This window comes from Gemelliphila asaccharolytica (genome assembly GCF_001553005.1).
GTDB lineage: Bacteria > Bacillota > Bacilli > Staphylococcales > Gemellaceae > Gemelliphila > Gemelliphila asaccharolytica.
This window is the reverse complement of sequence record NZ_KQ959854.1, coordinates 69,465-91,304: the sequence shown is the minus strand read 5'-3', so window position 1 is coordinate 91,304 and position 21,840 is coordinate 69,465. Positions and strand designations below refer to the sequence as shown.

23 protein-coding genes and 1 other RNA gene are annotated in these 21,840 nt (G+C 25.5%); 22 read left to right on the top strand and 2 right to left on the bottom strand.

The genetic code is table 11. From position 1 onward, the window contains the following. The first annotated feature begins 14 nt into the window (after positions 1-14). The 4 genes from HMPREF1871_RS00485 to HMPREF1871_RS00470 all read left to right on the top strand — a co-directional run bounded on the left by HMPREF1871_RS00485 (position 15) and on the right by HMPREF1871_RS00470 (position 3,295). The gene (locus HMPREF1871_RS00485; RefSeq protein WP_066128496.1) at positions 15-554 is read left to right on the top strand and encodes a competence protein ComK; all 540 of its coding nucleotides are present in this window, start codon (positions 15-17) and stop codon (positions 552-554) included. Positions 555-791: 237 nt separating this feature from the next. Then, positions 792-1,520, top strand: a complete 729-nt coding sequence (locus HMPREF1871_RS00480; RefSeq protein ID WP_066128495.1) for a metal ABC transporter ATP-binding protein — start codon at positions 792-794, stop codon at positions 1,518-1,520. Then, entirely contained in the window at positions 1,521-2,435 is a 915-nt protein-coding gene (locus HMPREF1871_RS00475; RefSeq protein ID WP_066128491.1) for a metal ABC transporter permease, read from the top strand. It begins immediately after the preceding gene. Continuing rightward, positions 2,429-3,295 (top strand): metal ABC transporter permease, encoded by an 867-nt coding sequence (locus tag HMPREF1871_RS00470; protein ID WP_066128488.1) that lies wholly within the window; start codon positions 2,429-2,431, stop codon positions 3,293-3,295. Before HMPREF1871_RS00475 ends, HMPREF1871_RS00470 begins: the two co-directional genes overlap by 7 nt. A gap of 285 nt (positions 3,296-3,580) precedes the next feature. Here the strand turns inward: HMPREF1871_RS00470 and HMPREF1871_RS00465 are convergent, their stop codons facing one another. Beyond that, positions 3,581-5,233, bottom strand: coding sequence for an Rqc2 family fibronectin-binding protein (locus HMPREF1871_RS00465; protein ID WP_066128485.1), 1,653 nt, complete (start codon positions 5,231-5,233; stop codon positions 3,581-3,583). 140 nt (positions 5,234-5,373) lie between these two features. On the opposite strand from HMPREF1871_RS00465, the gene gmk reads away from it, so the two are divergent. From gmk to HMPREF1871_RS00430, 7 genes are all read left to right on the top strand, one after another. Next, on the top strand, positions 5,374-5,997 hold the full coding sequence (gene gmk / locus HMPREF1871_RS00460; RefSeq protein ID WP_066128482.1) for a guanylate kinase: 624 nt from the start codon (positions 5,374-5,376) through the stop codon (positions 5,995-5,997). Positions 5,998-6,009: 12 nt separating this feature from the next. Next, the gene (rpoZ, locus tag HMPREF1871_RS00455) at positions 6,010-6,204 is read left to right on the top strand and encodes a DNA-directed RNA polymerase subunit omega (protein WP_066128479.1); all 195 of its coding nucleotides are present in this window, start codon (positions 6,010-6,012) and stop codon (positions 6,202-6,204) included. 27 nt (positions 6,205-6,231) lie between these two features. Beyond that, positions 6,232-6,597, top strand: an RNA gene (rnpB, locus tag HMPREF1871_RS00450) — RNase P RNA component class B. A gap of 94 nt (positions 6,598-6,691) precedes the next feature. Further along, on the top strand, positions 6,692-7,813 hold the full coding sequence (locus HMPREF1871_RS00445) for a THUMP domain-containing class I SAM-dependent RNA methyltransferase (protein WP_066128476.1): 1,122 nt from the start codon (positions 6,692-6,694) through the stop codon (positions 7,811-7,813). Between the two features lie 129 nt (positions 7,814-7,942). Continuing rightward, positions 7,943-8,446, top strand: coding sequence for an RrF2 family transcriptional regulator (locus HMPREF1871_RS00440; protein WP_066128474.1), 504 nt, complete (start codon positions 7,943-7,945; stop codon positions 8,444-8,446). Between the two features lie 53 nt (positions 8,447-8,499). Further along, positions 8,500-9,519: a tryptophan--tRNA ligase gene (gene trpS, locus HMPREF1871_RS00435; RefSeq protein WP_066128471.1), complete on the top strand. Its 1,020-nt coding sequence runs from the start codon at positions 8,500-8,502 to the stop codon at positions 9,517-9,519. Positions 9,520-9,593: 74 nt separating this feature from the next. Further along, positions 9,594-10,106 (top strand): rhodanese-like domain-containing protein, encoded by a 513-nt coding sequence (locus tag HMPREF1871_RS00430; RefSeq protein ID WP_066128467.1) that lies wholly within the window; start codon positions 9,594-9,596, stop codon positions 10,104-10,106. Between the two features lie 103 nt (positions 10,107-10,209). Here HMPREF1871_RS00430 and prfB read toward each other — a convergent pair whose 3' ends face one another. Further along, positions 10,210-11,328: a peptide chain release factor 2 gene (gene prfB, locus HMPREF1871_RS00425; protein WP_066128464.1), complete on the bottom strand. Its 1,119-nt coding sequence runs from the start codon at positions 11,326-11,328 to the stop codon at positions 10,210-10,212. A gap of 135 nt (positions 11,329-11,463) precedes the next feature. Here prfB and recU point away from each other — a divergent pair, with 135 nt between their 5' ends. From recU to HMPREF1871_RS00370, 11 genes are read left to right on the top strand one after another with little or no spacing between them, the layout of a single operon-like run. Further along, entirely contained in the window at positions 11,464-12,051 is a 588-nt protein-coding gene (gene recU / locus HMPREF1871_RS00420; RefSeq protein WP_066128461.1) for a Holliday junction resolvase RecU, read from the top strand. Then, positions 12,044-14,092, top strand: a complete 2,049-nt coding sequence (locus HMPREF1871_RS00415; protein ID WP_066128457.1) for a transglycosylase domain-containing protein — start codon at positions 12,044-12,046, stop codon at positions 14,090-14,092. The genes recU and HMPREF1871_RS00415 overlap by 8 nt, the downstream gene beginning before the upstream one ends. A gap of 37 nt (positions 14,093-14,129) precedes the next feature. Further along, a complete protein-coding gene (locus HMPREF1871_RS00410) occupies positions 14,130-16,436 on the top strand; it encodes a transglycosylase domain-containing protein (protein WP_066128454.1) in 2,307 nt (768 codons plus the stop codon). A 46-nt stretch (positions 16,437-16,482) separates the two neighbouring features. After that, entirely contained in the window at positions 16,483-17,250 is a 768-nt protein-coding gene (gene asd / locus HMPREF1871_RS00405) for an archaetidylserine decarboxylase (protein WP_066128450.1), read from the top strand. A 28-nt stretch (positions 17,251-17,278) separates the two neighbouring features. Beyond that, a complete protein-coding gene (locus HMPREF1871_RS00400; RefSeq protein ID WP_066128448.1) occupies positions 17,279-17,845 on the top strand; it encodes a YqeG family HAD IIIA-type phosphatase in 567 nt (188 codons plus the stop codon). After that, on the top strand, positions 17,839-18,957 hold the full coding sequence (gene yqeH, locus HMPREF1871_RS00395) for a ribosome biogenesis GTPase YqeH (RefSeq protein WP_066128445.1): 1,119 nt from the start codon (positions 17,839-17,841) through the stop codon (positions 18,955-18,957). The genes HMPREF1871_RS00400 and yqeH overlap by 7 nt, the downstream gene beginning before the upstream one ends. Before the next feature lie 38 nt (positions 18,958-18,995). After that, positions 18,996-19,295: a ribosome assembly RNA-binding protein YhbY gene (yhbY, locus tag HMPREF1871_RS00390; protein WP_066128442.1), complete on the top strand. Its 300-nt coding sequence runs from the start codon at positions 18,996-18,998 to the stop codon at positions 19,293-19,295. Further along, positions 19,295-19,888 (top strand): nicotinate-nucleotide adenylyltransferase, encoded by a 594-nt coding sequence (nadD, locus tag HMPREF1871_RS00385; protein ID WP_066128438.1) that lies wholly within the window; start codon positions 19,295-19,297, stop codon positions 19,886-19,888. The genes yhbY and nadD overlap by 1 nt, the downstream gene beginning before the upstream one ends. After that, positions 19,878-20,747, top strand: coding sequence for a bis(5'-nucleosyl)-tetraphosphatase (symmetrical) YqeK (gene yqeK, locus HMPREF1871_RS00380; protein WP_066128435.1), 870 nt, complete (start codon positions 19,878-19,880; stop codon positions 20,745-20,747). The genes nadD and yqeK overlap by 11 nt, the downstream gene beginning before the upstream one ends. A 17-nt stretch (positions 20,748-20,764) precedes the next feature. Then, positions 20,765-21,103: a ribosome silencing factor gene (gene rsfS / locus HMPREF1871_RS00375; protein WP_066128432.1), complete on the top strand. Its 339-nt coding sequence runs from the start codon at positions 20,765-20,767 to the stop codon at positions 21,101-21,103. A 3-nt stretch (positions 21,104-21,106) separates the two neighbouring features. Then, positions 21,107-21,838, top strand: coding sequence for a class I SAM-dependent DNA methyltransferase (locus tag HMPREF1871_RS00370; RefSeq protein ID WP_066128429.1), 732 nt, complete (start codon positions 21,107-21,109; stop codon positions 21,836-21,838). Positions 21,839-21,840: the final 2 nt, after the last annotated feature.

Below are 21,840 nucleotides of genomic sequence, written 5' to 3'. Positions count from 1 at the left end.
TAAGAGGGATAAATATGGATTATTATAAATCTTCTGATATAGTAACCTTGATAAAAAAGTATAGAATAATGGCAATAGATTGTTATTATGACAGTCAAGCTAATTTAATATCAAGACTTTATTGCTACGAAAATGGGAAAATTTTAGTAGCAATAAAACCATCTAAAATAATAAACACTATATGTGAAATATACAATAATAATGATTATGTAACTTGTACAAAAAAAATAAAAAAAACTATATTATGTGATAAAAAGATACCAGTATTAGTTAATGATGAATATGGAAGTATTTGGCTACCGTTTGGAACAACAAATCATGACAATGATAGTAGTTTTTGGCTAAATATGAATTATATTTCAATCAATCCTCATACAGCAAAAATAAATAAAAAAGAGAAAAAAATAAATCTTGTATTGGAAGATGGTCAAAATATTGTTATAGAGATGAATTATAAAAACTTCATGTTAAAATGGGGATCTGGAGCTTCGTTAAGATACGAAATAGAAAAAACAAAAAGAAGAATTTTATCACAAAATCAAATTAGTTATTAAAAGACAGTTCAGTGAGAACTGTCTTTTTTTATAATTTTTATTATAGATAAATTATAGAAATATTTTAAATAAATTTAATTTAAAATCTTTTTAATAAACAGTGTTTAAAATTTAACTAAAATAATAATAATATACAGTAATATTATTTACAATAAAAATAAGATATAGTAAAATTAAGTAATATTCACCGAGGTGAAAAAATATAACTATAGAGAAAAAAGGAGGGAAAATATAAATATGAATGTAAAAATGAAAATAGAAAATATATCTGTTGCATATGATGTTGAGCCAGTAATTTGGGATATAAATTTAGAAATTGAAAAAGAAAAGTTGACATCCATAGTTGGCCCGAACGGAGCGGGGAAATCTACATTATTTAAAACTATACTAGGACTTAAAAAACCATTAACAGGAAAAATAACAATAAATAATGTTGATGGAAATGACTTTAGCTATGTTCCTCAATCGTCAAGTATAGATTGGGATTTCCCAGCAACAGTACTTGATGTGGTGATAATGGGTAGATATAGGAAATTGGGATGGTTAAAAAGACCTACTAAAGAAGATAAGGAAATAGCTAAAAAAGCATTAGAAAAAGTAGATTTGTTAGAATTTATGAATAGACAAATAAATGATTTATCAGGAGGGCAAAAACAAAGAGTATTTTTGGCTAGGTCGTTAGCACAACAAACAAATCTTTATTTACTTGATGAACCTTTTCAAGGTGTAGATGCACATAGTGAAAGAACCATAGTAAAAATTTTGAAAGATTTGGCTAAGGAAGGAAAAACAATAATAGTTGTTCATCATGATTTACAAACAATTTCTGAATATTTTGATAATGTAGTTTTAATTAATCAAAATATAATAGCAAGTGGAAAAGTAGAAGAAGTATTTACTGAAGAAAATATAAAAAAAACATATAAACAAAGACAAAGCTATTTTAAGCAAAAGGAGTTGAGATAAATGATTAATCTATTGTCAAGTTACACATTTCAAATTGTTGCAATAGGTTCAACTTTATTAGGAATAGTTTGTGGAATTGTAGGAGTTTTTTCTGTATTAAAAAAAGAAAGTTTAATAGGGGATGCAGTTTCGCACGCCGCATTACCTGGTATTTGTTTAGCGTATATATTAACAGGAAAAAAAGAATTGATGGTGTTATTATCAGGAGCATTTTGTTCTGGTATAATTGCTACAATTTTTATCAATTTTATTTCCAAGAAAATAACAATAAAATTTGATAATTTATTAGCATTAATTTTATCTTCTTTTTTCGGATTAGGTACAGTATTATTGACCTATATTCAAAAATTACCTGGTGCTAATAAAGCAGGATTGAATAAATTTATTTTTGGACAAGCAGCAGCAATATTAAAAGAGGATATTTATATAATTATAGCAGTTTTATTAATTGTTTTAGTAATAATAGTTATTTTTTGGCATAAATTTAAAATATTGGTTTTTGACTATACATATGCAAATATTTTGTATAAGAAAAAAACAAAAATATATAATTTATTATTATCATTACTTATGGTTATATGTATCGTAATAGGGCTAGAGATGGTAGGAGTAATATTAATGAGTTCTTTAGTAATAGTTCCTGCTGTTTCGGCAAGACAATGGACAAACAATTTAAATATCATGGTTATAATAGCAGCTTTTGTAGGAGGGATATCAGGATTTTTAGGGACTTTAATAAGTTCAAGTAGTATAAATTTACCAACAGGGCCAGTTATTATAGTAATATTAAGTTGTATAGTTCTTATTAGTTTAATATTTTCTCCTAAAAGAGGAATTCTTAAAACATATTTGTATAAAAAAGAAAATAAAAATAAAATTTTATTGCAATTAAATGGAGGAAGTAAAAAATGTTAGGAACAAGTTTAGAAATAATAATAGTAGGTATATTGATTTGTGCTTGTTGTTCTATTCCAGGAACATTTTTAGTTCTTCGAGGAATGAGTATGATGACAGACGCTATTTCTCATACAATATTATTAGGTATAGCTATAGGATTTTTTATATCAAATGATTTAAATTCTCCTATTCTTATGATATGTGCAGTAATAGTAGGATTATTTACTGTTTGGTTCACAGAAGTTTTACACCACACAAAGTTAGTAAGTAAAGATGCTGCAATAGGAATAGTCTTTCCACTTTTTTTTAGTGTAGCAGTAATTTTAATAACAAAATTTGCAAAAAATGTTCATTTAGACGTAGAACACGTTGTTTTTGGTGAAATAGCATTTGTTCCTTTTGATAGATTTCAAACTTTAAACTATGATTTTGGGCCAAAAGCGTTAATAATAACTTTGATTATGCTTTTAATTAATTCTTTAATTATATTTTTATTTTATAAAGAATTAAAATTGAGTACATTTGATCATGATTATGCACAAGTAATAGGATTTTCACCAAAGGCCATGAACTACTTATTAATGACTTTAGTTTCATTAACCAGTGTATGTACTTTTCAATCAGTAGGAGTTGTTATGGTAATTGCTTTTATGGTGGGACCAGCACTTACAGCAAGGTTATATACTGACAGATTGAATGTTATGTTGTTTTTAAGTATATTAATTGGCAGTTTAGCAAGTGTAGTAGGGTACACTTTAGCAATAAATATAGATGTTTCTATTTCTGGGATGCAAGCATTTATAATGGGAGTTATATTTATATTAAGTTTATTGCTATCTCCAAAAAGAGGAATATTAATAAAAAAAATAAGAGCTTAATTCAATTAAGCTCTTATTTTAAAAAAAAACCTACTTTACAAAATATGTAAAGTAGAAATAAGGGAGTAAATATGAAAAGTCTTTATCATAAGCTAGGGATACTTACAATAAAAGAATAAATGAAGTAATAATTTACTTCATAAAGTTATTATATCAGATATTTTCAAAAAATCAAGAGAAAAAACAAAAAAAATTGAAAAAATTTAAATGAAAACCCTATCACAGGCATCATTTTATAGATGAGTCTTAAAAATAAATAAAATTTCTTCATGTTTTATGTAGATTTTATTTATTTAAATTAATTATAATTTTATTTATAAAATTTTTATCAATTTCAACTTTTAAAGTTTTTTGATTAGTATAAGTAACCATGCCGGGAGTTGCTTTTGATATTTTTTTAACGTTTTTTATGTAAGTATAATCAACATATGTAAAATCATCGTTTTTAGCTTTAGAAAAGTATGCAGCTAGCATACTAGCCACATTTATAATTTCATTATTACATTTATCAGAAAAAATAACTACATGGCTACCCGGAATATTTTTAGCATGGAACCATAAATAATTTTTTTTAGCTAGTTTATTAGTTATAGTATCATTTTGAACATTATTTTTTCCAACATATATATTGACATTTTTATAATTAACTATAGTAAATTTAGGAGTTTTATTTTTTTTATTAATTTTCTTTTTAATATATTTTAGATTAACTAATTCTTCAGTTATTTCTGCTAGGTCAGAAATAGTAGCATTTTCTATCTGAATACTAAGATTTTCAAAAAAGTTAATTTCTTCGTTGGTTTTAGCTAGTTGAATTTTTAAATTTTTAATAGTTCTTTTATTTTTTTTGTTTTTTTCAAAATATTTAGTTGCATTTTCTTGCATAGTAAGATTTTCATCAAGTGAAATTTTTATTTTTTGAACATTTTCACTATAAAAATTATCTAAAATTATTTCTTTAAATTTCTTATTTTTATATAAATAGCTATTTGCTAATAATAGATTACCTTTTAGTTCTAAATCTTTTATTTTTTCTGCTGATTTTATTTCATTGTCCAAGATATTAATTTTATTTTTTAGTTTTTTTATTTTATTTTTAACAAAAGAAAATAGTTTATGTTTTTCAGTATTTTTATTTTCATTAAGTAAATTATTATCTAAATAATAAAAATCTAGAAGGTTAGAAAGACTATTAAATGTTACTTTTTTATCATATTCTTTATTAAAGTCATAAAAATAAAAGTCTTTTTTACCATTATCTATAAAAAAAATAGGTTTATTATAGGTATCTATATTTAAACAAAAATTTTTAAAATCATTTAGATTATTTATATTATTTGATAATAGTTTAGAAACTCCATAAAAGTTATTTATAAAAAAATTATTTTCAGATGTTTCTTTTATTTTATTATAATTTGAAAAATCAAAAGGGTTTATTTTTTTTCTGGTAGGTGGCAGTTCATAATTAATATCTTTTATTGTTGCTCTTTTGTATTCTATACTGTAATTGTTTTTTATTGCATCAATAATTTTAAAGTTTTCATCAGTTAAAATTATGTTAGAGTGTTTTCCCATGAGTTCTACTATAATATTATATTTTTTTTTATAACCTAATTCGTCATTATTTGTTAAGTGTAAAATAATGATTCTATCGTTATTAATTTGGGAGAATTTTGAAATAATAGCTCCTGATATGTATTTTCTTAAGAGTGTACAAAATTTTGAAGGCGATTTGGGATTTTCATAGTTACTTTCAGTTATATGAACTCTTGAAGCGTTAGGTTCAACAGATATAAGAAGTTTCATATTAAAATTTTTTCTAATAACAAGAATAAATTTATTATTAGAAATATTATTTATTTTTGTTATTCTAGAATTTATTGCTTTATCATTTAATTCATTTACTATTTTTTTTGTAAAAAAACCATCAAATGCCATGTTTTTATCCTCTCTTTTTTATTAATTAACTATACCATATATTAAAAAAATATTGTATATATTGTACATAGTTATTTAATTTTTTTATGATTTATGGTAACATAGTGTAATGAGCATAATATTCGGTAAAGGAATGAAAAATGAGTGAGAAAGGGTTATTAATAGTTCTTTCAGGACCTTCTGGTGTAGGAAAAGGAACTGTGAGAAAAGCAATATTTAAAGATAACGTAGATTTTGAATATTCTATATCAATGACGTCAAGGGAGAAAAGAGCCGGAGAAGTTGATGGAGTTGATTATTTTTTTAAAACAAAAGAAGAATTTGAAAATTTAATAAAACAGGGCGAACTTTTAGAATATGCAAAATATGTAAATAATTATTATGGAACTCCTGTGAAGTATGTGAGAGATACTATAGATATGGGAAAAGATATTTTTCTTGAAATAGAGGTGCAAGGGGCAGAACAAGTAAAAAATAAGTTTCCTGAAGCACTATTTATATTTTTAGCTCCTCCAAGTATTCTTGATCTTGAAAGTAGACTTAAAGGAAGAGGTACTGAAAGTGATGAAGTAATACAAGAGAGAATAAAAAAAGCAAGAAAAGAAATAAAAATGATGTATTTATATGATTATGTAGTAGAAAATGATGAAGTAGAATTTGCTGTAGAGAGAATAAAATGCATTATAAAAAGTGAGCATTTAAAACGAGAAAGAGTAGAACTTAAATACAGAAGAGCACTACTTGAATTAGAAGATGAAATATAAAGAGGAGAAATCATGTTATATCCAAAATTAGATACATTAAAAAAAGTAATTGATTCAAAATATATGCTTGTTTCTTTAGCAAGCAAGAGAGCAAGAGATCTTTTTAAAGATCCGACTTCGACAAAATTAGAGAAATATAAATCTGTAAAAGAAGTAGGAAAAGCACTAGAAGAGATAGCAGAAGGAAAAATAAAAGTTTTAAAATAAAAAAATATATGCTATAATAATCATATTACTTTTGAGTGATCGCGCCTTTGGTGAGGAAAGTCCATACTCGCACAAACTGAGATGTTTGTAGTGTTCATGCAAAATTAAAAAATAAATTTTGGTACATTTATATGTAACGGCGGAATTATATCCCTAAGTAGAAATATATGGGATATTATCTGTAAAGTGCCACAGTGACGTAGTTTTTATAGAAATATAAAAAGTGGAACGCGGTAAACCCCTTGAGCGAGCAATTCAAATTTTGGTAGAAGCATTTATTTTGTAGAAATGAATACAAAATAGGAGACATTTTGTCTAGACAGATGATCACACTACTATTACGAGGGCTAGTTACCTGTTTGAGTAAGGTAGAACAGAATATGGCTTATGATAAAGTAAAATAACTAAAAAAAGGCTTCGGCCTTTATTTTTTTTAAAAATAAAATTAATTAATGAAAAAATAGATAAATAATAATAGGAGATATAAATGAATTATAATTTGGTAGCAACAACGCCCATGGGACTTGAATCTATAGTGGCAAAAGAAGTAAGAGAATTAGGATATGAAACAAGTGTAGAGAACGGAAGAGTTTATTATAAAGGAGATAAAAGAGCAATCGTAAAATCAAACATTTGGTTGAGATGTGCAGATAGGGTAAAGATTGTAGTAGCAAAATTTCCTGCATATTCATTTGAAGAATTATTTGAAAAAACAAAAGAGATACCATGGGAAAAATATTTACCAAAAAACGCAAAATTCCCTGTAGATGGTAGGAGTCATAAATCTAAACTTTTTAGTGTTTCCGACTGTCAATCAATAGTAAAAAAAGCAATAGTAGAAAAAATGAAACAAAGTTATAATGTAAAGGGATGGCTAGAAGAAACTGGAGCAAGATATAGATTAGAAATAATAATGTTAAATGACGAAGCAACAATATTATTAGACACTTCTGGAGAAGGACTGCATAAAAGAGGATATAGAAAAAATCAAGGTACAGCTCCGTTAAAAGAAACTTTAGCCGCCGCTATGGTAAAACTTACTAATTGGAATGGAGAAATACCATTATATGACATTTTTTGTGGGTCTGGAACACTTCTTATAGAAGCGGCAATGTTAGCACTAAATATAGCACCAGGATTAAATAGAAACTTTGACTTTGAAAAGTGGGAAATGATACCTGAAAAATTAGTAAAAGAAGAAAGAGAAAAAGCAGAAGAGCAAATAAATTACGATAAAACATTAGAAATATATGGTTCTGATATAGATCCGAAAATAATAGAAGTAGCAACAAGTAACGCAGAAGAAGTTGGGTTATCAGGAGTTATAGAGTTTAAACAAATGAATGTCTATGATTTTGTAATAAAAAATGAAGTAGGAGCGATTATAATAAATCCACCATATGGAGAAAGATTAAGTGAGAAAAAAGAAGTAGAAAAAATGTATAAATTTTTAGGAGAAAACATAAGAAAAGAAAAAAAATGGTCGCTGTACATATTGACATCAAATAAAAAATTTGAACATATCTATGGACAAAAAGCAACTAAAAGAAGAAAGTTATTTAATGGTTCTATAGAATGTACATATTATCAATATTGGGGAGATAAATAATAAGTATTTTTATTGCAAAATTTTATAGAAATAAATATAAATTAATAAAAAAGAAAACAAAAAATATCATAATTGACAAAAATAATCATTTAATTTAAAATATTACTAAAGATATGGAGGAGATTATCAATGCATTTAACAAAGAGTACAGAGCAAGCTATATGTATAATGATTATGTTATATATGCAGGATAGAAAAATATATTTAAATTCTAAAGAAATAAGTGACAGACTTGAAATATCACCTACATATTTAAAAAAAATAATGAGAAAATTGGTAGTAAGTAAATTAGTTCTTGCAAACACAGGAGTAGGTGGAGGATATAAGTATCGTCAAAGTAAAATAATATCACTATATGACATATATAAAGCGATAAATGGTGAGGTTAGCTTATTTGTATTACAATCAGAATATATAGAAAAAATATTTAAAGGGGTTTTAAATGTTTCTTCTAGATATGAAGATTATCTAAAAAAAATAGAAATAATAAATCAAGATTTAAAAAATTCATTAGAAAAAATAACTATAGATGAAATAGTTATAGATATCTTAAAACAATCAGCACATATAAGATTAGATTGGAATAATTGGGAATCAGAATTAAAAGATATATACAAAAAAATAAATAAATAAAAAGCGTGTCAGAACACGCTTTTTTATAAATATAGAAAGAAAAAGGAGAATCTATGAATAAAAAAATTATATTAACAGGAGATAGACCAACAGGAAAACTTCATTTAGGGCATTATGTAGGATCATTAAAAAATAGAGTAAAATTGCAAGAAGAAGAAAATACTAAAATGTACATAATGATAGCAGATCAACAAGCATTAACAGACAATGCAGAAAATCCACAAAAAATAATAGATAGTGTAATAGAAGTAGCTCTGGACTATTTAGCAGTAGGAATTGACCCTAAAAAAACTACAATTTTTCTACAATCACAAGTTCCACAGTTAGCAGAATTAACAGTTTATTACATGAATTTAGTAACTTTAGCTAGAGTACAAAGAAATCCTACAGTAAAACAAGAGTTAAAAAGTAAAGATTTTGGAGAGAGTATCCCAACAGGATTTTTAACATATCCTATAAGTCAAGCCGCAGACATAACAGCATTTAAAGCAACTCATGTCCCTGTAGGAGAAGATCAAAAGCCAATGCTTGAGCAAACTAGAGAAATAGTAAGAGACTTTAACAGAATATATAAAAAAGAAGTATTAGTTGAGCCAGAAATAGTATTACCACCTAAAAATATGGGACGTCTAATAGGAATAGATGGAAGTGGTAAAATGAGTAAATCATTAAATAATGGTATATACTTATCAGATAGCAAAGAAAAAGTAAAAGAAAAAATAATGAAAATGTACACAGATCCAAACCATATAAAAGTAAGTGATCCCGGAAAAGTAGAAGGGAATGTAGTATTTACATATCTAGATATTTTTGATAAAAACAAAGAAGAATTAGAAGAATTAAAAAAACATTATCAAAAAGGTGGCTTAGGAGATGTTAAATTAAAACTTAGACTTAATGAAATAATGCAAGAAATTTTAGAACCAATAAGAAATAAAAGAAAAGAATTAGAAAAAGATAAATACAAAGTCTATGAAATATTAAAAAAAGGAAGCGAAGAAGCAAGAAAAATAGCAGGACAAACTCTTAAAGAAGTAAAAACAGCAATGGGAATAAATTATTTTGATAATTAAGAAAAAATATTGAATAATAAAATAAATGTAGTATAATAAAATCAAGGTAACAGGGAGAAAATGAGGAAAGTACTTTGAAAAAATATAAAAAACTATTGTCTGTATTAACAGTATGTGCGTTATCAGTGTCATTAGCAGGATGTGGAAATACGAGTAAAGGTCCCGGATCAAGCAAAGATGGGAATGAGCAAAAGGTAGAAAAAGCATCTATGAAATTAGTATCTGCTGTAGAAAAAGGTAAATATAAATTAGTAAGCACAGAAGAACTTAAAAAATGGATTGATGAAAAACAAGATATGATTATTGTTGACACAATGCCAAAAGAAAGCTATGAAAAAAATAAAATACCTGGTGCTGTAAATGCATTATTACCTGTTAAAATGGAAGATGTAAAACCAGAAGAAAAAGAAGCGTTTTTAAAAGCCTTAGGTGATGATAAAGATAAAAAAATCGTTTTATACTGTGGATTTGTCGCTTGTGAAAGAAGTCATGTTGGAGCAATGATAGCAAAAGAAGCAGGATTTAAAAATGTATATAGACATCCAGGTGGAATAGTAGCATGGATGGATGCTGGATATAATAAATAAGATAATAAGAAATATAAGTATATCATTAATAATATTTTTGATATACTTTTTTAAATTTATAAAAAAATAAATAATATAAAAAAACTTATATTATTTATAGAATTTAACTTTTTATTTTATTTTCATAATTGTAATGGAGATAACTTTCTATAAAGTCAAAAATTTCTCCATTCATTACCTTATCAATAGTAGAAACTTCATGATTTGTTCTGTGATCTTTAACACTTGTATAAGGAGTAAAAACATATGTTCTGATTTGTGAACCCCAAGATATTGCCTTTTGCTCTCCTCTTATTTTGTTTATTTCTTGTTCTTTTTCTTCTAATTGTTTTCTATATAATCTTGATTTCAATTCTTTTAGGGCAGTTTCTTTATTTATTAGTTGACTTCTTTCTGATTGTGATTGAACAGTTATAGATGTTGGAATATGAGTTATTCTAACAGCAGAGTCAGTGGTATTAACATGTTGGCCTCCAGCACCTCCAGCTCTATATGTATCTATTTTTAATTCATCTTGTGGTATGTCAAAGGTTATTTCTTCATCAGAAAATTCAGGAATAACATCTACAGAGCAAAAAGATGTATGTCTTTTGCCAGAAGGATCAAATGGAGAAATTCTAATAAATCTATGGACTCCTTTTTCCCCTTTTAATAGTCCATAAGAAAATTCCCCTTCAACTTTTAAAGTGACAGATTTTATTCCGCATATATCACCAGATTGATAGTTTATAAATTTATAATTTAATCCTTGTTTTTGGAAAAATCTTTCATACATTTTTAGCAATATTTCAGCACAATCTGTAGCATCACTTCCCCCTGCACCAGAATGTATTTCAAATATACTATTGTTTTTATCATATTTTTCTGAAAATAAAAGTCTTAAAGTGAAATTTTTCTCTTTATTTGCCAATTCTTTTTTATATTCAAGTAATTCATTAAATATTTCACTATCATTTTCTAATTTTAGATATTCTATGAGATCTTTTGTATGCTCAAGTAAAGAGATAAGTTCTTCAAACTCTAAAATTTCTTTTTTTAAAGATTTAGATTCTAATGTTAATTTTGTTGATTTATCTGTATCTGTCCAAAAATTAGGATCAAGCATCATATTATCTAATTCAGATATTCTTTCTTTTTTAGTATCTAAATTTAGAGAAATTTTAAAATCATTTATATTTTTTTCTATTTCTTCTAGTTCTTTTTTTATATCTGTTAATTCCAAAATAAAACCTCTTTTTTTTCTATTTATATTTCATTATACTATATTAAAACTTTTACTTCAAAAGTTATATAAATTAATAATTTATTTTAAATGTATAATATAGTATAATAAGGAAAAATACTTTGGAGTTTTTTAATGATAAATTATCCTAATGGAAATAATAGATTTTCAAAAAAAACCTCTTATTCTAATAGAGGGATGGCGCTTGAAAATGATATAAATATTGCCAATAAATATTATTTGAATGAAGATATTGCAGTTATTCATAAAAAACCCATACCTATACAAATTGTTGATGTAGATTATCCTAGTAGAAAAAATGCTATTATAAAAAGAGCATATTATAAAGTTCCATCAACAACTGATTATAATGGTATATTTATGGGTAAATATATAGATTTTGAGGCGAAAGAAACAGTTTCTACAACGTCTTTTGCTTTGAAAAATATCCATGCTCACCAGTTAGAACATATGGATAGGGTTTATAGACATGGAGGTATAGTTTTTTTAATTGTAAGATTTAAAAAACTAGACACTACTTTTGTACTTCCTTATAAAAATTTGATTTCTTTTTGTAATAGAAGAATTAACGGGGGAAGAAAGTCTATAACTTTAGAAGAATTTAAAGAAAAATCTTTTGAAGTAGATTTTTCATATAAAATACGGATAGATTATTTGAAAATAATAAAAGATAAAGAAAGAGAGTTCTTGAAGGATGAATAAAACAAAGTTAAAAGGATTAAAAATAGTAACTATTATTTTTTTCTTTTTGATGACAATAGGTATTTTTATACTTTCTATTTTTTTTCTTATAGAATTTTATAAAACACCTGAGTTGACTAAAGATAAACTTGTATCTAATGTTAGTACAAGAATATATGATAAAAATTATGATATTGTAGCAATAATTGGTGCTGAAAGAAGGGAATACGTAAGTATTAATGATATACCTGATACGGTAAAAGACGCTGTTATTTCTATAGAAGATACAAGATTTTATAATCATGTTGGAATAGATCCTAAACGTATATTTAAAGCACTTATTGTTAATTTAATATCTTCTAGACATTCAGAAGGAGGGAGTACCATTACTCAACAGGTGGTAAAACAATCCTTTTTATCTTCTGAAAAAAGTTATGAAAGAAAAATTCAAGAATTGTTTTTAGCCTTAGAGTTGGAAAAAAGAGCAACTAAAGATGAAATATTAGAAATATATCTGAATAAAAACTTCTATTCAGATAATCAGTATGGGATATATACTGCTTCTAAATATTTTTATAATAAAGATTTAAAAGATTTGACTATTCCACAAGCTGCACTTTTAGCTGGAATACCTCAAAGTCCTGTTAATTATAATCCTTATGATAATCCTGAAGCTAGTAAGAAACGTAGAGATACAGTTTTATATGCAATGTACTCAAATGGAAAAATATCAAAAAAACAATATAAAGAATACATAGAAGTTCCAATAAACGATGGTTTAATAGGAAAAGACCGTTCTCAAAGAATGATTAAAAACATTGTCAATCCTAAATATTCGGCATATGTAGATTTTGTTATGAAGGAAATAAAAAATTCAGAAATATTTAAGGATATAGAAAATCCATTCTCTTTAGGATTAAATGTGTATACAAAATTAGACCCTGCTTTACAAAATTCTGTTCAAACTATGCTTGATACAGAAAGTAAACCTATGATAAAACACCCTTCACAAGCAGCAGTAACAGTTTTAGAAACAAAAACAGGATTAGTAGAGGCAGTAGGAGGAAGCAAAAATTATAAATATGGTGACTTTAACTTTGCAACAGATTCTAAGTTGCAACCGGGATCTTCAATAAAACCTATTATTGACTATGCTCCTGGAATAGAATATTTTGGTTGGGATAGTGAAACAAAATTCAATGATAGTCCATATAGAATAGCAGGGACAAATGTATTTGTACAAAACTGGGATAGAAGATATCATGGAAATATAAATATGAGAAGAGCTTTAAGTATGTCGTATAATGTACCTGCAATTAGAGCTTTTGAAAGTTTGGGATTTGATAGAAGTAAATACTTTGCTAATAAATTAGGAATCAATATCCAAGCTAATATGCCAACGACAGCTATAGGAGGAAGTACTGATACAGTTTCACCACTTCAAATGGCAGCAGCATATGCAGCTTTTGGTAATGGAGGAATTTATAATAAACCATCAGCAATAGTAAAAATATTAGATAGAGAAAATAAAGAATTAACAGACTTTAAACAAAAACCAGTACAAGCAATGAATGCTTCTACTGCATATATTATGACAGATATATTGAAAGATGTTTTAACATATAATGGTACATCACCATATGGTAACGTAAAAGAATATGATATGGCAGCAAAATCAGGATCTACAACATTTGATGATTCTGTAGCAAGAAATTTAGGAATAAATGTAGTTAGTGCGACAAAAGATAGTTGGATGATAGGGTATACTACATCATTCACTGTTTCAGTGTGGCAAGGGGTTGATACTGCTAACACTAAAGATAAAGCAATGAATATAAATCAAGCTAGCACTACTCAGCTTATATTTGCCCATATAATGAAACTAGCTCATGGAGATAATATACCAGAAAAATTTGCAAAACCAGATACTGTAGAAAGTAACAAAAATATTTATTTTGCAACAGATAGAAATTCCGAGACAGACGATATGTACCCATCAACTAAAATGGATGCAATTTATCAGTATAAACTATCGAAAAAAAATAGAGATGAAAGAAAATAATAATTTTAAAAATTAAACATAATTGGAAGGCTTACTAATGAAAGAAGAAAAAGGGAAAAAGAAATTTCATATAAAAAAATTTCTAGCTGTAACTATTATATTTTTAGCTTTTTTAATAGGGTTAGGTATAGGATTTTTTGCTAATTTAGTAAAAGATATCCCATTATTTACCGAAAATGAAATTAGAGAAAAAATAAAAGATTTAAATGTAAATAGTGATGTTTATTTTTCTAATAATGAAAAAATTTCAACTATCAATTCAGAGTTGATAAGAAAAACAGTTCCATTTAATGCGATGGGAGAAACAATAAAAAAAGCTATAATAGCAAGTGAAGATGCTAATTTTTATAATAATTCAGGAATAGAGCCTCAAGCTACGCTTAGAGCTACATACAATGAGATTACAGGAAAATCTATTTCAGGTGGAAGTACCATAACACAGCAACTTATAAAAAATCAGCTTCTTGACAATTCTAGATCTTATGAACGAAAATCAAAAGAAATATTAATAGCCTTGAGAATAACAAAATACATATCAAAAAATGAAATTTTAGAAAGCTATCTTAATATGGCTTCCTTTGGGAAAAATAAATTAGGACAAAATATTTGTGGAATAGAAACTGCATCCTTAGGAGTATTTGGAGTTCACTCAAAAGATTTAAATATAGCACAAGCATCTTATTTGGCAGGTTTTGTGCAATCACCGTTTAAATATACTCCCTTTGATAATAAAGGTAATATAAAAAGTGATGAAGAATTGTCATATGGTTTCAATAGACAAAAATACGTTTTAAATAGAATGTTAGATGAACATTTTATAACTAAAAAACAATACGATGAAGCTATAAATTTTGATATAAAATCATCATTTATTAAAGAACTTAACAATGGTACTTTCAGCTATCCTTATATTACTGACGCAGTAATAAAAGAATCATCAGAAATTTTAGCAAAACAAATGGCAGAAAAAGAAGGAAATTCTGATAAATTTAAAAATAACAAAGAATATAGAATTAATCTTTTAGAAGAAGCAAAAATAAAATTTATTTCTGGGGGATATAGCGTTAAAACAACAATAAACAAAGATTTATATAATAAACTCCAAGAAGCAAGAGATAATTATAGTGGATTTATTAGTCAAAATGGTCAAAATATAGAATTAGGAGCCTGTGTAATAGATAATAAAACAGGGAAGGTATTATCTTTTATAGGAGGAAGAAGTTACGATAAAAATCAACTTAATCATGCCATGTCGACATATCGTTCACCGGGATCAACTATAAAACCTCTTTTAGTATATGGACCAGCTATAGATAAAGGGTACATTACAACAAATTCAGCAGTTTTAGATAAAAAATTTAATTATAAAGGATGGTCACCAAATAACTTTACAAAAATGGAATACGGAATTATTCCAGCAAGAATGGCTCTTAGTCAATCATTAAATCTTTCAACAATAAGATTATATTCAGCGTTTTATAAAGAAAATCCAGTAAAAGAATATTTAAAAAAAATGGATTTTGAAAAATTCACAGAAAATGATGAAAAAAACTTAGCCACTTCTATAGGAGGGGTTCAGGTAGGAGTAAGTGTTCTAGAAAATACAAATGCTTTTGCAACTCTTGCTAATGAAGGAAATTATAATAAAGCATATATGGTTGATGAAATAAGAAATAATAATGGTGACATTGTTTATATGCACAAAAAAGATCCTAAAAAAATATATAAAAAAGAAACAAGTTATTTAACTGTGGATATGTTAAAAGATGTTATAAAACCAGGAGCTAGTGCTCAAGATATAAAAAACAAATTGAATTTTGACTCTTCAAATATATTTTTGAAAACTGGGACAAGTGAATTTAACCATGACTTATGGGTTGTAGGAGGAACTAAAAATGTCACATTAGGACTTTGGACAGGATATGATAATCCTCAAGAAATATCTGGATACCAACACGCACATAATCAATGGGCATATTTTATGAACTCTATAAATGATTTAGATACATCATTACTAAAAATAGAAGAAGACTTTTCTAAACCTGATACGGTTGAAAATTCATTAATAAATAAAATAAATAATGAAAAAGGAGATACATCAGACATTGTTCCAAATTGGTTTAAAAAATTATCAGAAGAAAAAGTATATTTAAAATTTGGATATTTGATAGATGAAAATGTAAAAAAAATAATAAAAGTACAACATGAAGAAAAAAATGAAAAAACTGTAACAAAAAATAATGAAGAAGATTTAAAAGAAGAAAATAATTCAGAAGAAAGTGTATCAGAAGATAATAATTCAGAAGATAACAATTCAGAAGAAAAAGAACAATATGGAGAGTAGAATTTAATAATTATAGTAATAATAGAAAGAATATTGAGAGGAAAAAATGTTAAAAAAGAGATTATTTCAAATATTTGTTGAATTAACTAATGGGAACTTATCATCAAAAATGGTAAAAAAAATAACGAAATCAAACTTAAGTAGGTTACTAATACCAATATTTATAAAAACTTACAATATAAACACTTATGAAATTTTAAAAGATATAAGTGATTTTAAGAATTTAAATGATTTTTTTATAAGACAAGTACATCCTAAGCTTCGCCCAATAGGAGAAGGGATAATAAGTCCTACAGATGGAGAAATATCAGAAATAGGTAAAATAGAAGAAGATTCAACATTTGTAATAAAGGGACAAGAATATATGGTGAAAAGTTTACTTGCAGATAGTGAGAGAGCAAAAAAATTGGCAGGGGGATATTATATTATAATATATTTAAGTCCTAAAAATTATCATAGAATTCATTTTCCCACTTCAGGTAAAATATTATCAAGTTACACATTAGGCAAACATTCGTATCCTGTAAATAATGCAGGGCTAAATTTGGGAGATAATGTATTAAGTTATAATTATAGAAGAATTGTTGAAATAGAAAATGAAAATACAACTTATAATTTAGTTTGTATAGGAGCACAGAATGTAAATTCAATAATAGAAACATACAAAACCAAAGAAATAGAAAAATCTCAAGAAATGGGTTATTTTGAATTTGGTTCAACAGTAGTTTTATTATTTGAAAAAAATAGTATCAACTTAGAAACAAAAGAAAAAACAGAAATAAAAATGGGAGAAAAAATAGCCATTTTCAAATAAAATTATTAAAGAAAGATAAGGGGTAAAAATGTTATTAAAAAAATTTTTTTCACCAGACGACTTTATAGAAGAATATAATTTTATAGATGTAGAATATATGAATATGCATAATAAAAAAGTTATAATATCTGATTTAGACAATACTTTAATATCATGGGATAGTAAAAAAAACACAAAAAAGTTAACAAAATGGCTTAATAAAATGAGAAAAGCAGGATTTGATATAATAGTAGTATCAAATAACAGTGAACAAAGAGTAAAAAACTTTTGTAAGAAATTAAACCTAGAATATGTAGCAGATGCTAAAAAACCACTTATAAGCGGTTTTAAAAAAGCATTAAGAAAATTAAATAGACAACCAGAAGAGGCAATAGTATTAGGAGATCAGGTTTTAACTGATATATTTGGAGCAAAAAACTTAGGTGGTGCAAGAAGTGTATTAGTAAAACCAATATCTAAAACAGATGCTTTTAAAACAAGAATAAATAGATATTTTGAAGAAAAAATAGTATCAAGATTAAAAGAAAGAAAACAATTTCCTATTATGAAGATAAAAAATAAAATGAAAAAAATTAATAAGGAGCAAAAATATTGAAAAAAATTATTTGTGTAGGATGTGGAATAGAAATACAGACAAATGATTCAAATTTGGAAGGATATTTACCTAAAGAAGTAATAGAAAAAACAGCATCAAATAGATTAATATGTAAAAGATGTTTTCGACTTAAAAATTATAATAAGATATCAGATGTAAATATAGGAGCAGAAGATTTTAGTAAAATAATAAAAGAATTATCTAAAAAAGATGCTTTAATAGTCAAAGTAATAGACATATTTGATTTATCTGGGAGCTTTATAGATGAAATACTAGAAATAATAGGAAATAAAAAAGACCTTATATTAGTAGCAAATAAAATGGATCTTTTACCAAAATCAGTGAAAGAAAATAAAGTAAAGCAATGGCTTTACAAAGAGATGAAGAAGAAAAATATCAAGTTCAAAGATATTATTTTATTAAGTGCTATAAAGGGGCATAATTTAGAAGAATTAATAGAAAAATTAGAGAAATATAGAAAAAAAAGAGATATCTATATATTAGGAGCAACAAATGTAGGGAAATCAACCTTAATAAATAAATTGATAGAAAATACATCAGGTGAAAAAAATGTCATAACAACATCACATTTCCCAGGAACTACACTAGATATTATAAAAATCCCCTTAGATAGTAAAAGTAGTATTTATGACACGCCAGGCATTATTTTAGACTATAATATGGCTCACTATTTGGACGAAAAATCTTTAAAAATAGCAATTCCCAAAAAAGAAATAAAACCAAAAGTTTATCAATTAAATAGTAATCAAAGTTTATTTTTGGGTGGAATGTGTAGAATGGATTTTGTAAAAGGAGAAAGACAAAGTTTTACTATATATATATCGAATATGGTTGATATACACAGAAGCAAAATGAAAAAAGCAGATATTATATATAAAAAACACTTAGGAAAACTTCTAAATCCGCCTTTTGAAGAAAATTTATCAATATTTAAAAAAAATGTAGCAACGAACTTTAATATATCTGAACAAAAAAAAGATATTGTGATATCTGGGTTAGGTTGGATAACTATAAATAGTCCAAAGGGATGTGAAATAAAAATATTAGCTCCAAAAGAAATAAAAGTTTTTGAAAGAGATTCTATTATTTAAATAAAATAAAACAAAGATAATATAAATAGGAGACTTAAATGTTAAAAGGAAAACAAAAAAGACAGTTAAGAGCATTAGCAAACGGGATTAATCCTATATTTCAAATAGGAAAAGCATCCATAAGTGAAGAAATGATAATAGGAATATCAGAAGCATTAGAGAAAAGAGAATTAATAAAAATAAACATATTACAAAATTGTGAAGACAATAAAAAATTTTTAGCAGATGAAATAGTAAGAAAAACTTCCTCTAATTTAGTTCAAATTATAGGGAATATTATAGTTTTATATAAACAAAGTAGCAATAAAAAAAATAGAAAGATAGAGTTGATAAAATAATGAAAATTTTATTGTTTGGAGGAAGCTTTGACCCTATTCATATAGGCCATATAGAGGCAGCAAAAAAAGCTATAGAAAAATTAAATATAGACAAAGTAATTTTTATACCTACCAATCAAACACCATTAAAATCAAATAATCTTGTAGCTAGTAACAATGATAGATATAATATGATTTTAAGAAGCATAAAAGACAATAAAAAATTAGATGTCAGTGATTATGAAATAAAAAAACAAGATGTCAGTTATACATATAATACAGTCAAACATTTTAAACAAATATATAAAGGAGACGATCTTTATTTTTTAATCGGAACAGATAGAGTTAAAGATTTAGAAAAATGGTATAATATAGACAAATTAAAAAATTTAATAACATTTATTTTTGTACCTAGAAACAATGAAAATTTGGAAGAAATAATAGCAAAAAATGATTTTTTAAAAAAAATTAATTATGTTATACTAGAGTTACCCATAATCAAAATTAGTTCTAGTTATATTAGAGAAAAATTAAAAAAAAATAAAAATATAGATGACCTAATTGACAAAAATTGTGCTAAGTACATAGAGGAGTTGAATTTGTATGAGTTTTGAAGAAATGAAAAAAAAGGTAAAAGAAATATTACCTACTAAAAGGTATGAACATAGTTTAAGAGTGGTAGAAACAGCTGAAAAATTAGCAAAAATATATAATGCAGATGTAGAAAAAGCAAAAATAGCTGCATTACTACACGATGTGTGTAAAACTATGGATGAAGTATTAATGAAAAAATATGTCATAAAATATAATTTAGACTTAAAACTTTTAAATTATCCAATAGCAGTTTTACATGGTCCAGTAGCAAGTGTATATATAGAAAAAGAATTTGGCATAAAAAATGAAGAAATAAAAATGGCAGTTCACAATCATACTTTTGGTAGAGAACACATGAATATTTTAGAAAAAATAACATTTTTAGCAGACTATATAGAACCTAAAAGAACTCATCCGCACCTAAAAGAAGTAACAGAAGTAGCAAAATATGACTTAGATGAAGCGGTAAGACTTGCAACAAAATATACATTAGTATATTTAATAGACAATGATGAAAGAATATATCCCTCACTTTTAAAATGTTATAACTACTATAATATAAAAAATTATCAAGTAGGATTTAAAGAAAAAAATAAAGAAAAAATTCTATCTGGAGAAAAAATAGTTACTATAAGAAATAAAAGTGAAGCACACTTTAAAAAAGGAGATATACTAGAAGCTGTAACTTATGATGATAGCACACAAACAATATTTGCAAGGCTAGAAGTAGACTTAGTAAAAGCTGTAAATATAGAAACATTACCAGAAAGATATGCATTATATTATGGAGTAACAATAACAGAATTAAAAAATAAATTAAAAAAAAGGTATCCTAATGATGAGGAACTTTATATAATAATGTTTCATTTAATAAAATAGAGGAAAGAGAGAAATTAATGACAGTAGAAAAATTATTACAAATAGTAGTAGATTCATGCGATAATAAAAAAGCAAGTGATATAGTAGTATTCGATTTAGAAAAATCAGATTTTTTATATGACTATTCTGTAATATGCCATGCTACAACAAATAGACAAGTAGAAGCTATAGCAGAAGAAGTAAAAGAAAATGCAAAAGAAAATAATTACAAAATATATAATGTAGAAGGGCTAAAAGAATCAAATTGGGTGCTTATAGATTTAGGTGACGTTATAGTAAATGTAATGACAACAAAAGACAGAGATTATTATAAATTAGATAAATTTTTTGAAAAATATCCATTAAAAGAGGTTTAAAATATGTATGATAATCTCAGCATAGTCTACGATAAGCTAATGGATGTTGACTACAGTATATATAAAAATATAATAGATGAAAGATTAAAATTAAAAAACAACCAAAAAATATTAGATTTAGGTTGTGGCAGTGGAACTTTAATAGAATGTTTGTCTAAATATGGAAAAGTATATGCTGCAGATAATAATGAAAATATGTTATCATTAGCTAGGAATAAGAATAGTAATGCAGAATTTTTTTTGTTAGATCTATTAGAAATAACAAAATTAGAAGAAAAATTTAATTTTATAATTAGTTCATTTGATGTATTTAATTATTTATTAGATTTTAGTGAATTTAAAAAAGGACTTATAGAAGTATATAATTCACTAGAAAATGGTGGAGAATTTATCTTTGACATTCATACACCTAATAAGATAAATTACATGATAGAACAAAAAGTATTTGCATATGAAGATTTTGATATATCATATTTATGGTTCACTTATGAAACGGAAAAAAGTAATGAAGTAGAAAGTGAAATAACATTTTTTATTAAACAAAAGAATAACTTATATAAAAAAATAGAAGAATTTCAAAAACAAAGAGCTTATGAAATAGATTTAGTTTTTGAAACCTTGAAAAAGATAGGATTTAAGATAAATAACTATTTTTGTGATTTTGATAGAAAAAATAAAAATTATAAAAATGCAGACAGAGTTATATTTATATTAAAAAAAGAGAACAACTCATAACA